The following is an 11,742-nucleotide window of genomic DNA, read 5'->3' as shown; positions in this document are numbered from 1 at the left end:
TTCCAGCGGCGCACAGCGGGAATGCGCATCTCGTGGAACGGTCCAAAACTGATCACAGGAGGTGCCACAAACATGGGCATTGAGGATTTCGGCGGCGGTCAGGACGCCCAGGCGGACGTGCTGGTCGTCACCACGAACGACGTCCCCGGCCATCAGGTGACACAGGTCATCGGCGAGGTCTTCGGGCTGACCGTGAGGTCGCGCCACCTCGGCAGCCAGATCGGCGCCGGGCTGAAGTCGATGATCGGCGGCGAGCTGAAAGGGCTGACGAAGACCCTGGTCGAGACCCGCAACCAGGCGATGGAACGGCTCGTGGAGCAGGCCAGGGCCCGGGGCGCGAACGCGGTCCTGATGATGCGCTTCGACGTCACGGAGGCGGCGGACGTCGGCACGGAGGTCTGCGCGTACGGGACGGCGGCGGTGATCAGCAAGGTGTGACGCGCCCGGGGTGCGGGCGCGGGCCCGGCGTGACGCGGGCCCGGCGTGACGCGGGCCCGGCGTGACGCGGACCGCTCGGGCCGCTAGGCCGCCCGGGCCGCTCGGCCGCCATTGAGGCGTTTTGTCTGCTTCGTCACCCTAGGGTGAGCCGGTGGCCCCCGAATCCTCCGCGCCCCCGCCGGCTCCCCCGCCCTCGCCGTCTCCCCCGCACCCTCCGGCCGCCCCGGCCCGGCGGCTGCTGCCGCTCGTGCTGCCCGCGATCGCCGTCGGTGTCGCCTGCGCGCTGATCCTGCTCGGGGTGAGCCTGCTGGCGGAGGGGCTCCAGGACGTGCTCTGGGAGAGGCTGCCCGACGCGCTCGGGGTGGGGCGGTTCTCCTCGCTGTGGATGATCGTGATGCTCACCGCGACCGGCCTCGCGGTGGGGCTCGTCCTGCGGGCCGTGCCCGGTCACGGCGGGCCCGACCCGGCCACCACCGGCCTGGTGGACGCGCCGATGAGGCCCGGCATCGTGCCCGGGCTGCTCCTGGTGACCACCCTGGCGCTGGCGGGCGGGGTGAGCCTCGGGCCGGAGAACCCGATCACCGCGGCCAACGTCGCACTGGCCTTCTGGCTCGGCCGGCGGTTCGCGCCCGGTGCGCCCGGCGAGCTGTGGGTGGCGCTCGCCGCGGCCGGGACCGTCGGGGCCCTCTTCGGGACCCCGGTCGCCGCCGCGCTGATCCTCTCCGAGACGCTGGCCTCGCAGCCGGGCCCCGGGGCGTTCTGGGACCGGCTGTTCGCCCCGCTCGCGGCCGGTACGGCGGGCGCGCTGACCATGTCGCTCATCGCGCATCCCAGCTTCGACCTGTCCCTCCCGGCGTACGCGGGACCGCACTGGGGCGATCTACTCTCCGCCCTGCTGATCGCCTCGGCGGGCGCGCTCCTCGGCCTGCTCGCGGTGTACGCCTTCCCCGTGGCCCACCGGGTCTTCACGGCGCTGCGGCACCCGGTGCTCGCCCTGACGCTGGGCGGGCTGGTGCTGGGGCTGCTCGGCGCGCTGGGCGGCCACCTCACCCTCTTCAAGGGGCTCGACGAGGTGAAGGCACTCGCCGGGGACCCGGACGGCTGGTCGGCCGGGGAGTTCGCGGGGATGGCGGTGGTGAAGACGGCCGCCCTCGTGATCGCGGCGGCCTGCGGCTTCCGGGGCGGGCGGATCTTCCCGGCGGTCTTCGCGGGGGTATCGCTGGGGCTCTGCGCCCACGCGCTGGTCGACGCGGTCCCGCCGTCGCTCGCGGTGTCCTGTGCGGTGCTGGGCGTGCTGCTGGCCGTCACCCGGCAGGGCTGGGTGAGCCTGTTCACCGCGGCGGTGCTGGTCAGCGACACGTCCGTGCTGCCACTGCTGTGCGCCGCCACCCTGCCCGCCTGGCTGCTGGTCACCGGGCGGGCCCAGATGCAGTTGGACGGGGACGGGAAGTCGCTGCGCTGAGGGGGCCGCCCCCACGATCACGGAGAAGGCCCCGTCCGGCGCGCCGGACGGACGGAACCTCCGTATCGTCTGATTCGTGCGCTTTTGCACCGTTCCGCAACGATCCCGCTCCGTCGGAGGCCCCCGCATGCCCACGCCCGTCAACGTCGCCGTCATCTACTACTCCTCCACCGGCACCGTCGCCGCGATCGCGAAGGCCATCGCCGGGGACGCGGAGCGGGCCGGGGCCCAGGTGCGGCTGCGCCGGGCGGCGGAGCTCGCCCCGCAGGCCGCCATCGACTCCAACCCGGCGTGGGCCGAGAACGTGACCGCGACCGCGGACATCCCCGAGGTCTCGCCGGACGACATGGCGTGGGCGGACGCGGTGATCTTCGGTTCGCCGACCCGGTACGGGAACGTCACCGCCCAGCTGAAGCAGTTCATCGACACGCTCGGCGGGATGTGGCAGGCGGGGCAGCTCGCCGACAAGGTCTACAGCGGCTTCACCTCCAGCTCCACCGCCCACGGCGGCCAGGAGTCCACGCTGCTCGCGCTCTACAACACGATCCACCACTTCGGCGGCATCCTCGTCGCCCCCGGGTACACCGACCCCACGAAGTTCGTGGACGGCAACCCGTACGGCACCTCCCACGTCTCCGGGCAGGGCGACATCCCGGTCGGCGAGCAGACCCTGACCGCCGCCCGGGTGCAGGCCGAGCGGGTCGTGAAGTTCACCCGGGCGATCAAGGCGGGCCTGGCCGCCGAGAGCTGACCCCGCCCCGAGAACCGACCCGCGCCCCGACCCGCTTCGGCCGAGAGAAGGGCCTCCACCATGCCGCTCCACCGCGGTGCCCACCCGGAACAGGACGAACCCTCGAAGGAGCGGCGCAGGCTCGCCCTGAACCCGTTCTTCGGCGAGGCCGACCCGACGGCCGCGATGAACACCGCGCCGCCCCGGCACCGGCTGCCCGACGGGCCGCTGCCGCCGTTGACGGCGTACCGGCTGGTCCACGACGAGCTGATGCTCGACGGGAACTCACGCCTCAACCTGGCCACGTTCGTCACCACGTGGATGGAGCCGCAGGCCGGCGTCCTGATGGGGGAGTGCCGGGACAAGAACATGATCGACAAGGACGAGTACCCGCGCACCGCCGAGTTGGAGCGGCGCTGTGTGGCGATGCTCGCCGACCTGTGGAACGCGCCCGATCCGAGGGCGACCGTGGGGTGTTCGACCACCGGATCGAGCGAGGCGTGCATGCTCGCGGGGCTCGCCCTGAAGCGGCGCTGGGCGAAGCGGAACGCGGACCGCTACCCGGCCACGGCGCGGCCCAATCTGGTGATGGGCGTCAACGTGCAGGTGTGCTGGGAGAAGTTCTGCACCTTCTGGGAGGTGGAGGCCCGGCTCGTCCCGATGGAGGGCGAGCGGTTCCACCTCGACCCGGCGGCCGCCGCCGAGCTGTGCGACGAGAACACCATCGGCGTCGTCGGCGTCCTCGGCTCCACCTTTGACGGGTCCTACGAGCCGATCGCCGACCTGTGCGCGGCCCTGGACGCCCTCCAGGAGCGGACCGGCCTCGACGTCCCGGTCCATGTGGACGGGGCGTCCGGCGCGATGGTGGCGCCCTTCCTCGACCCGGACCTGGTGTGGGACTTCCGGCTGCCGAGGGTGGCGTCGATCAACACCTCGGGCCACAAGTACGGCCTCGTCTACCCGGGGGTCGGCTGGGCGCTGTGGCGGACGGCGGACGCGCTGCCCGAGGAGCTCGTCTTCCGGGTCAACTACCTGGGCGGCGACATGCCGACGTTCGCGCTGAACTTCTCCCGGCCCGGGGCGCAGGTGGTCGCGCAGTACTACACGTTCCTGCGCCTCGGGCACGAGGGCTACCGCGCGGTCCAGCAGGCCTCCCGGGACGTGGCGTGCGGCCTGGCCCGGGCGGTGGAGGAGCTGGGTGACTTCCGGCTCCTCACCCGGGGCGACGAGCTGCCGGTGTTCGCCTTCACGACGGACGTGGACGTCCAGGCGTACGACGTGTTCGACGTCTCCCGCCGGCTGCGGGAGCACGGCTGGCTGGTGCCCGCGTACACCTTCCCCGCCAACCGGCAGGACCTCTCCGTGCTGCGGGTGGTGTGCCGCAACGGGTTCTCCTCGGACCTGGCCGAGCTGCTGATCGAGGACCTGAAGCTGCTGCTCCCCGAACTCCGTTCCCAGAGGCACCCGTTGAGTCATGACCGGGCGGCCCCGACTCCCTTCCACCACTGAGCACGGCTCCCGGATCCACCCGGAGCACGGCTACCGGCTGAGGCGCGCGAACCTGGCCACCGCCAGCGGGAAGAACACCGCGATGATGGCCACCGGCCAGAGCACCGCGAGCAGTTGGGCGTGCTCGGCCGCCCAGGAGCCGGTCGCGCCGCCCGGGTTGCCGAACAACTCCCGTACGGCGGTGGCGGTGGCGGACATCGGGTTCCACTCGACCACCGAGCCCAGCCAGCCCGGCATCGACGCGGGGGTGGCGAAGACGTTGGAGAGGAAGCCGACCGGCCAGACCAGGATCTGGACCGCCGCGACCATCTCCGGCCGCCCCGCCACCATGGCCAGCAGGATGCCGACCCAGAGCATCGCGAACCGCAGCAGGAGCAGCAGCCCGAACGCCCCCAGCGCGGCGGCGGCCCCGTGGTGCCAGCGCCAGCCGACCGCGTAACCGACCCCGGTCATCACCGCGAGCCCTGCCGTCGACTGGAGCATGTCCGCGGCGCTGCGGCCGACCAGGACGGCGCCGGGGACCATCGGCATCGAGCGGAAGCGGTCGATGACGCCCTTGCCCAGGTCCTGGGTGACCGCGAGCATCGTGCTCTCCAGGCCGAAGGCCATGGTCAGCGCGAGCATCCCGGGGACCAGGAACTCCGTGGGGTCGCCGTCCACGCCCCGGCCGCCGCCGACCAGATAGGTGAACATCAGCAGCAGCATCACCGGGAAGACCAGGTTGACGAGGACCGCGACGGGCTGCCGGGCCCAGTGCGCCAGTTCGCGGCGGGTCATCGTCCAGGAGTCGGCCAGGGCCCAGCCGAGCCGGGAGGTCGCGCCGCCCGGCCCGGGCGCCGTCGTCGTCGCCGCGCTCACGCCGCCACCTCCGTCTTCTCCGTCGTCTTCTCCGTCGTCTTCTGCGCCTTCGCCGTCTTCTCCGTACGCCGTTCGCCGGCGGGCTGTCCGGTCAGCGACAGGAACACCTCGTCCAGGGTGGGGCGGCGCACCGCGATGTCCTCCGCCTCGATGCCCGCCTCCTCCAGCACCCGCACCGTCCGCGCCAGGGCCGCCATCCGGTCCGGGGCGGGCGCGCCGATGCGCCGCCGGTCGGCGTCCAGCACCAGGTCCGCGCCGCCGAGCAGGGCGCCCGCCTCCACCAGCCGGGACGCGTCGCGCAGGACGATGTCGATCCGGTCGCCGCCGACGAGGGCCTTCAGCTCGTCGGGGGTGCCCTCGGCGACCGCCCGGCCGTCGTCGATGAGGGAGATCCGGTCGGCCAGCTGGTCCGCCTCGTCCAGATACTGCGTGGTCAGCAGCACCGTGGTGCCGCCGCCGACCAGGGACCGCACCGCGTCCCACACCTCGGTCCGGCCGCGCGGGTCGAGGCCGGTCGTCGGCTCGTCCAGGAACAGCACGTCCGGGTCGGTGATCAGCGACGCGGCCAGGTCGAGGCGCCTGCGCATGCCGCCGCTGTACTGCTTGACGGCCTTGCGCCCGGTGTCCGCGAGGCCGAACCGCTCCAGGAGCTCGTCCGCCCGGCTGCCCGCCCGGCGTGCGCCCAGGTGGTACAGCCGCCCGAACATCTCCAGGTTCTGCCGCCCGCCGAGCTGCTCGTCCACCGCCGCGTGCTGGCCGAGCAGCCCGATCCTGCGCCGCACCTCGCCCGCCCGCTCGCGGACGTCGAGGCCGGCCACGGTCACCCGGCCCACGTCGTGGCGCAGCAGCGTCGACATGATCCGTACGGCGGTGGTCTTGCCCGCCCCGTTGGGGCCGAGCACTCCGTGCACGGTGCCGCTGCCGACGGCCAGGTCCAGTCCGTCCAGGGCGCGCTTCTCCCCGTACCGCTTGTGCACGCCGTCCATGACGATCGCTTCGGTCACGTTTCCCGCACCCTCCTGTAGTCAAATTTGACTAAGAGGCCGAAGATAGACCCCGATCCGCCATTCGTCAAACTTGATTAGTCGTGGTCCCCAGGGTGAGGAACGCCGGTGGCGTACGGGTTCTCCTGGTCATCGGCGAGCAACCCGACGAAGGGGTCACCCTCGTCGGCGAAGGTGTACGCACCGCTTTCGATGCGGGCGATCAGACCCCGGGTCCACTCCGCGCCGGTGTCGGCGGAGTGCACCCAGAGATTCATGATCTCGCCGATGTGGCCGAGGGATTCGGGGCCGTCCTCGGGGGTGTAGTACTCGGTGACCGCCCTGCGCCACTCCTCGATTCCCTCGATCCGCTCCTTGAGCAGCGCGACCGCCTCCGCCCGGGGCAGGTCGACGATGAAACCGATGGCCGCCGAGAGGACGTCCACGTTCTGGTCGTAGGAGCGGATGGCGTCACGCAGCAGGCGGCGGCACTCCGCCAGCCCCTCGTCCGTGAGCTCGTACTCGGTGCGCGGCGGGCCGCCCGCCGTGGAGGGGGCCGTCTCGTGCGCGAGGAGCAGTCCCTGCTTCGCCATCTGCTTCAGGGCGTGGTAGATCGACCCGGGCTTGGCGTTGGACCACTCGTGCGCGCCCCAGTACTCCAGGTCGTTACGGACCTGATAGCCGTGCGCGCGGCCGTGCATGCGCACGGCGCCGAGGACCAGCAGTCGGATCGCGGACATGACACCCAACACCCATCTTCCTATTCAACTTTGACTAGGGTAGCCCGCCCGCTTGCGTTCGGCCGGTCGGTGTGCCCTCACGCTTACGGCCGGGGCCAGCAGTGCGGCGACGAGGCAGCCGGCCGCCAGCGCGGCCCACACCACGTCGTACGTGCCGAAGACGTCCCGCGCGGTGGCCCCGAGGAACGCCGAGGCGCCCGCCCCCAGCTGGTGGGCCGCGTTCGTCCAGCCGAAGACCACGGGGCCGTCGTCCCCGTACACCCGGCGGGCGAGCTCGATGACGGGCGGCACGGTCGCGACGTCGACGAGCCCGTAGACCGCCACGAACAGGAGCATCGGGGCCGTGACCGTGGAGGTGAACACCAGGGGCAGCGCGAGCAGGGTTAGCGCGCGGACGGCGAAGCAGACGGTCAGCAGCCGGCGCGGGTCGAACCGGTCGGTCAGCCACCCGGCCAGCAGCGCGCCGAGGGCGGAGAAGACCCCGACGAGGGACAGCAGCGAGGCCGCCGCCGTGGCCCGCATGCCGTGATCGTGCGCGGCGGGCGCCCAGTTGGACCACATGATGCCGTTGGTCGACGCTCCGCAGAGGGCGAACACCCCGGCCAGCAGCCAGAACGGACCGGTGCGCGCCGCACGCAGCAGCACCCTCAGCGCCCGCACGGCCGCCCCGGGGACCGGGGGCGGCCTGGGGACGAACTCCCGCGCCCCGTACGGCTTCACGCCCGCGTCCGCCGGGTGGTCGCGCAGCAGCAGGAACACCAGGGCGGCGACCACCAGGGCCACGAGCGCCAGCGTCACCACCGGCGGGCGCCAGCCGAAGCGGCCGACGGACCAGGCCAGCAGGGGCAGGAAGAGCAGCTGGCCCAGGTGGCTGGAGGAGCTGAGCGCGCCGGTCACCAGACCGCGCCGCCGGTCGAACCAGCGGGCGGTGATCCCGGCGGCGAACGTCATGGTCAGGCAGCCGCTGCCGAGGCCGATCAGCACGCCCCAGTACGCGACCAGCTGCCACGGCCGCGTCATGACACCGGTGAGCAGCGCCCCCGCCGCGACCAGGAGCAGCGCGCCCATCACGACGCGGCGGGCCCCGATCCGGTCCATCAGCGCCGCCGCGAACGGGGCGGTGAGACCGAACAGCACCATGTTCACCGAGGCGGCGAGCGCGATCTGCCCGCGCTCCCAGGCGTACTCCTCGTGGAGGGGCGTCACCAGCAGACCCGGCACGGTGGTGAACGCCCCGGCCGTCACGATGGCCGCGCCCGCGACGGCGGCCATCAGCCAGGCGCGGTGGATCCGGGAGGGCCGGCGGGAGGACGACGGGGAGTACGGGGATGCCGAGGTCGAAGAGGCCATGGATGCAGCGTCGCGAGCGGGGCCCGTCCCCGCGAGTGTCCAGATGGACCAGGTGCGCAAGGATATGGCCATGACGGTCTTCACCCACCCCGGGCGGCACCGCGTCGCCGTGCTCGCCCGCGAGGTCCTGCTCCCCATCGAGCTGGGCATCGTGCACCAGCTCTTCGGCCAGGCCAGGCAGGGGGCCTCGGCGGACGGCGAGCCGCTGTACGAGGTCGCCACCTGCTCCCTGTCCCCCGGGGACGTGCGCACGGACGGCGACTTCACCGTGGCCGTCCCGCACGGCCCCGAGGCGCTGGCCGAGGCCGACACCGTGATCGTCCTGTCCTCGTACGAGGACTACGTCCAGGAGACCCCGGCGGTCCCGGCCCCGCTGGCGGAGGCCCTCGCGCTGATCCGGCCCGGCGCCCGGACGGCCTCGATCTGCACCGGAGCCTTCGTGCTGGCCTCGGCCGGACTGCTCGACGGCCACACGGCGACCACGCACTGGCGGTACACGGAGCTGTTCGCCCGGCTCTTCCCCCGGGTCGAGCTGGACCCGGACGTGCTCTACACCGACGGGGGGACCGTGCTGACCTCGGCGGGCTGCGCCTCCGGGATCGACCTGTGCCTGCACATGATCCGCCGCGACCACGGGAGCGCCGTCGCGAACGACGTGGCCCGGCGCACGGTCGTGCCGCCCCACCGCGAGGGCGGGCAGGTCCAGTACATCCGCCGGCCGGTGCCCGAACGGTCGGCTCCGGGGACCTCGGCCGCCCGTGCGTGGGCGCTGCGGCGGCTCCAGGACCCGATCACGCTGGGGCAGCTGGCGGCCAGGGAGTCGATGAGCGTCCGGCACTTCACCCGGCGGTTCCGGGACGAGGTCGGCCTGACGCCCATGAACTGGCTGACCCGGCAACGCATCGAACTGGCCAGGGAGTTGCTGGAGGAGTCGGACGTGCCCGTCGAGCAGGTGGCCGCGCGCGCCGGGCTCGGCACGGCGGCCAATCTGCGCCACCACTTCCACGCGGCGCTGGGCGTCTCGCCGAGCGCCTACCGCACGACGTTCCGGGGGCCGGGGAGCTGAGGAAAGCGGCAGCCCCCAGCAGAAGGCGGCAGCCCCCGGCAGAAAGCGGCAGCCTCCGTCAGAACGGGAAGACCGAGCGGCCGTGCTGGATCGACATCCACCGCAGGGTGGTGAACGCCTCGACCACCGCCTCGCCGTTCAGCCGCCCCACGCCGGACGTCTTCTCGCCGCCGAACGCGACCAGCGGATCGTCCTGCACGGTGGAGTCGTTGACGTGGAACATCCCGCTGACGATCCGCTGCGCGAACTTCACGCCGCGCTCCGCGTCCCGGGTGTGCACCGCGCCGCTGAGTCCGTACGGGCTGTCGTTGACGAGCCGCACGGCCTCCTCCTCGCCGTCGAACGTCATCAGCAGGGCCACCGGGCCGAGGATCTCCTGCTGAAGCAGCGGGGAGTCGTCCGCAAGACCGGTCAGGACGGTCGGGCCGACGACGTTGCCGACGGTCCGGCCGCGCACGAGCGCCGTCGCGCCGTCCGCGACCGCCCGGTCCACCAGGGCGTCCAGCGCGTCGGCCTGGAAGGCGTTGATGACCGGTCCGATCCGGGTCTCCGGGTCCCTCGGGTCCCCGGTCTTCAGGGCGGCCACCTCGGCGGTGAACCGCTCGGTGAACTCCACCGCCACCGACCGGTCCACCAGGATCCGGTTGGCCGCCATGCTGACCTGCCCCTGGTGCAGGAAGCGGCTGAAGACGGCCGCCCGGACCGCGTAGTCGACGTCGGCGTCCTCCAGCACCACCAGGGCGCTGTTCCCGCTCAGTTCGAGGATGGTCCGCTTGAAGGCGCCGGCCGCGGTGGCGGCGATGTGCCGGCCGACCCGGTCGGAGCCGGTGAACGAGATCACCTTGGGCACGGGGTGCTCGATGAACGCGTCGCCGATCTCGGCGCTGTCGGTGATCACCACGTTGAGCAGCCCGGCCGGCAGCCCGGCGTCCTCGAATATCCTCGCGATCAGCCCACCGCCCACGACGGGCGCGTTCTGGTGGGGTTTCACGACGACCGCGTTGCCGAGCGCCAGAGCGGGGGCGACGGACTTCATCGTCACCAGGAAAGGGAAGTTGAAGGCGCTGATGACGCCCACGACGCCGACGGGCAGCCGGTAGAGCCGGTTCTCCCGGCCGTCCCCCACGGCGGGCAGCAGCCGCCCGGTGGGCCGCAGCGCCTGGCGGATCGCCTCGCGCAGGAACTCGGTCGCACCACGGACCTCGTACTGGGCCCGCAGCCGGGTACCGCCCAGTTCGTCGATGATCGCCTCGACGATCTCCTCCGTGCGTTCACCGGTGACGCGGAGAGCGCGTTCGAGGACGGCGCGACGCTCGTAGGGATTGACGGCGGCCCATTCCCGCTGGGCCCGCTCGGCGGCCCGGTAGGCCCGGTCGACCTCCAGCGCGGTGGCCACGGTGACGGCGGCGAGTTTCTCACCGTTGTAGGGATTGAAATCGATGATGTCCCACGAGCCGCTGCCGGTCAGCCACTCGCCGTCGATGTACTGGTGGGCCAGTTCATGGAAGAAGGACATGCAATCCCTTACTGCAGGCGTTCGCAGACTCCTGATGCGACGTCATCGTACTGATAAATTACGCCAGTTGGAGTAGACCGCGCAGAAGATCCCGGCTGTCTTCCGGCGTGGGGCTGTCCTGGGCGAGACCCGCCATGGCTTTTTCGTACTGCGCGACTTCCTCGGGCTTGTCCAGATAGAGCGCGCTCGTCAGCTGCTCCAAATAGACAATGTCCGACAGATCGGATTCCGGGAAACGCAGCATCGTGAACGATCCGCTCTCGCCGGCATGACCGCCGTGGCTGAAGGGCATGACCTGGAGCGTGATGTTCGGCTGCTCCGACATATCGATCAGATGCCGCAATTGGGCACGCATGACGTCGCGTTCGCCGTACGGGCGGCGCAGCGCCGCCTCGTCGAGAACGGCGTGGAACGTCGGGGCGCGCTCCGAGACGAGGGCCTTCTGGCGCTCCAGTCGCAGGGCCACCCGGCGGTCGACCTCGGCGGGCGAGGCTCCGCGCATCCCGCGCGAGACGACGGCGTGGGCGTACGCCTCGGTCTGCAACAGCCCGTGCACAAACTGCACTTCATAGATACGGATCAGGGAGGCAGCGCCTTCCAGGCCGATGTACGTCTGGAACCAGCCGGGCAGCACGTCACCGTAACTGTGCCACCAGCCCGCCACGTTGGCCTCACGGGCCAGGCCGAGGAGGGAGTCGCGCTCCGCCTCGTCCGCGACTCCGTAGAGCGTGAGCAGGTCCTCGACGTCCCTGGCCTTGAAGCTCACCCGTCCCAACTCCATGCGGCTGATCTTCGATTCGGAGGCCCGGATCGAGTAGCCGGCCGCCTCACGGGTGATTCCGCGCGACTCCCGCAGTCTCCTGAGCTGAGAGCCCAGGAGGATGCGCCGCACCACCGATCCACTCGACTCGCCTGCCGACACTGGTCCGACCCTCCCCATCGCTTCCCCTGGCACCCGGAGCCCCCCAACCCCGAGTGCCGGATTCTGCCACCAAAACGCTTCAGCCCGTACTCATTCGATTACGGAAATGGGAAGACGTTTAGGAAGCGCCCGAAACTGACCGCGGGAAGAAATACCCCGGAACCACCA

Annotated in this window: 11 protein-coding genes; 5 read left to right on the top strand and 6 right to left on the bottom strand. The window is 71.9% G+C overall.

Translation table 11 applies throughout. The features are described from left to right. The first annotated feature begins 72 nt into the window (after positions 1 to 72). From N7925_RS20035 to N7925_RS20020, 4 genes are all read left to right on the top strand, one after another. Complete coding sequence (locus tag N7925_RS20035; protein WP_265600904.1) at positions 73 to 438, top strand: YbjQ family protein; 366 nt, start codon at positions 73 to 75, stop codon at positions 436 to 438. A gap of 151 nt (positions 439 to 589) precedes the next feature. Beyond that, positions 590 to 1,900 carry an ion channel protein gene (locus tag N7925_RS20030; RefSeq protein WP_274344677.1) on the top strand — a complete coding sequence of 437 codons (1,311 nt, stop codon included), beginning with the start codon at positions 590 to 592 and terminating at the stop codon, positions 1,898 to 1,900. Positions 1,901 to 2,027: 127 nt separating this feature from the next. After that, positions 2,028 to 2,651, top strand: a complete 624-nt coding sequence (gene wrbA, locus N7925_RS20025; RefSeq protein ID WP_265600902.1) for an NAD(P)H:quinone oxidoreductase — start codon at positions 2,028 to 2,030, stop codon at positions 2,649 to 2,651. A 60-nt stretch (positions 2,652 to 2,711) separates the two neighbouring features. Beyond that, a complete protein-coding gene (locus tag N7925_RS20020; protein ID WP_274344676.1) occupies positions 2,712 to 4,139 on the top strand; it encodes a glutamate decarboxylase in 1,428 nt (475 codons plus the stop codon). A gap of 30 nt (positions 4,140 to 4,169) precedes the next feature. On the opposite strand, the gene N7925_RS20015 is transcribed toward N7925_RS20020, so the two are convergent. The 4 genes from N7925_RS20015 to N7925_RS20000 all read right to left on the bottom strand — a co-directional run bounded on the left by N7925_RS20015 (position 4,170) and on the right by N7925_RS20000 (position 8,070). After that, a complete protein-coding gene (locus N7925_RS20015) occupies positions 4,170 to 4,997 on the bottom strand; it encodes an ABC transporter permease (RefSeq protein ID WP_274344675.1) in 828 nt (275 codons plus the stop codon). Next, positions 4,994 to 6,001 carry an ATP-binding cassette domain-containing protein gene (locus N7925_RS20010; RefSeq protein WP_274344674.1) on the bottom strand — a complete coding sequence of 336 codons (1,008 nt, stop codon included), beginning with the start codon at positions 5,999 to 6,001 and terminating at the stop codon, positions 4,994 to 4,996. Before N7925_RS20010 ends, N7925_RS20015 begins: the two co-directional genes overlap by 4 nt. A gap of 77 nt (positions 6,002 to 6,078) precedes the next feature. Beyond that, positions 6,079 to 6,720, bottom strand: coding sequence for a PadR family transcriptional regulator (locus N7925_RS20005; protein ID WP_274344673.1), 642 nt, complete (start codon positions 6,718 to 6,720; stop codon positions 6,079 to 6,081). 24 nt (positions 6,721 to 6,744) lie between these two features. Further along, positions 6,745 to 8,070 (bottom strand): MFS transporter, encoded by a 1,326-nt coding sequence (locus tag N7925_RS20000; protein ID WP_274344672.1) that lies wholly within the window; start codon positions 8,068 to 8,070, stop codon positions 6,745 to 6,747. 64 nt (positions 8,071 to 8,134) lie between these two features. Here N7925_RS20000 and N7925_RS19995 point away from each other — a divergent pair, with 64 nt between their 5' ends. Then, the gene (locus N7925_RS19995) at positions 8,135 to 9,136 is read left to right on the top strand and encodes a GlxA family transcriptional regulator (protein ID WP_274344671.1); all 1,002 of its coding nucleotides are present in this window, start codon (positions 8,135 to 8,137) and stop codon (positions 9,134 to 9,136) included. 58 nt (positions 9,137 to 9,194) lie between these two features. On the opposite strand, the gene N7925_RS19990 is transcribed toward N7925_RS19995, so the two are convergent. Both N7925_RS19990 and N7925_RS19985 read right to left on the bottom strand, forming a co-directional pair. Beyond that, a complete protein-coding gene (locus tag N7925_RS19990) occupies positions 9,195 to 10,652 on the bottom strand; it encodes an aldehyde dehydrogenase family protein (RefSeq protein WP_274344670.1) in 1,458 nt (485 codons plus the stop codon). 58 nt (positions 10,653 to 10,710) lie between these two features. After that, on the bottom strand, positions 10,711 to 11,574 hold the full coding sequence (locus tag N7925_RS19985) for a helix-turn-helix domain-containing protein (protein ID WP_003968244.1): 864 nt from the start codon (positions 11,572 to 11,574) through the stop codon (positions 10,711 to 10,713). Positions 11,575 to 11,742 lie beyond the last annotated feature (168 nt).

It is taken from the genome of Streptomyces sp. CA-278952, assembly GCF_028747205.1.
Taxonomy (GTDB): domain Bacteria; phylum Actinomycetota; class Actinomycetes; order Streptomycetales; family Streptomycetaceae; genus Streptomyces.
Note: the sequence above shows the minus strand (reverse complement) of the source record. Positions and strands in the feature narration are given on the sequence as shown.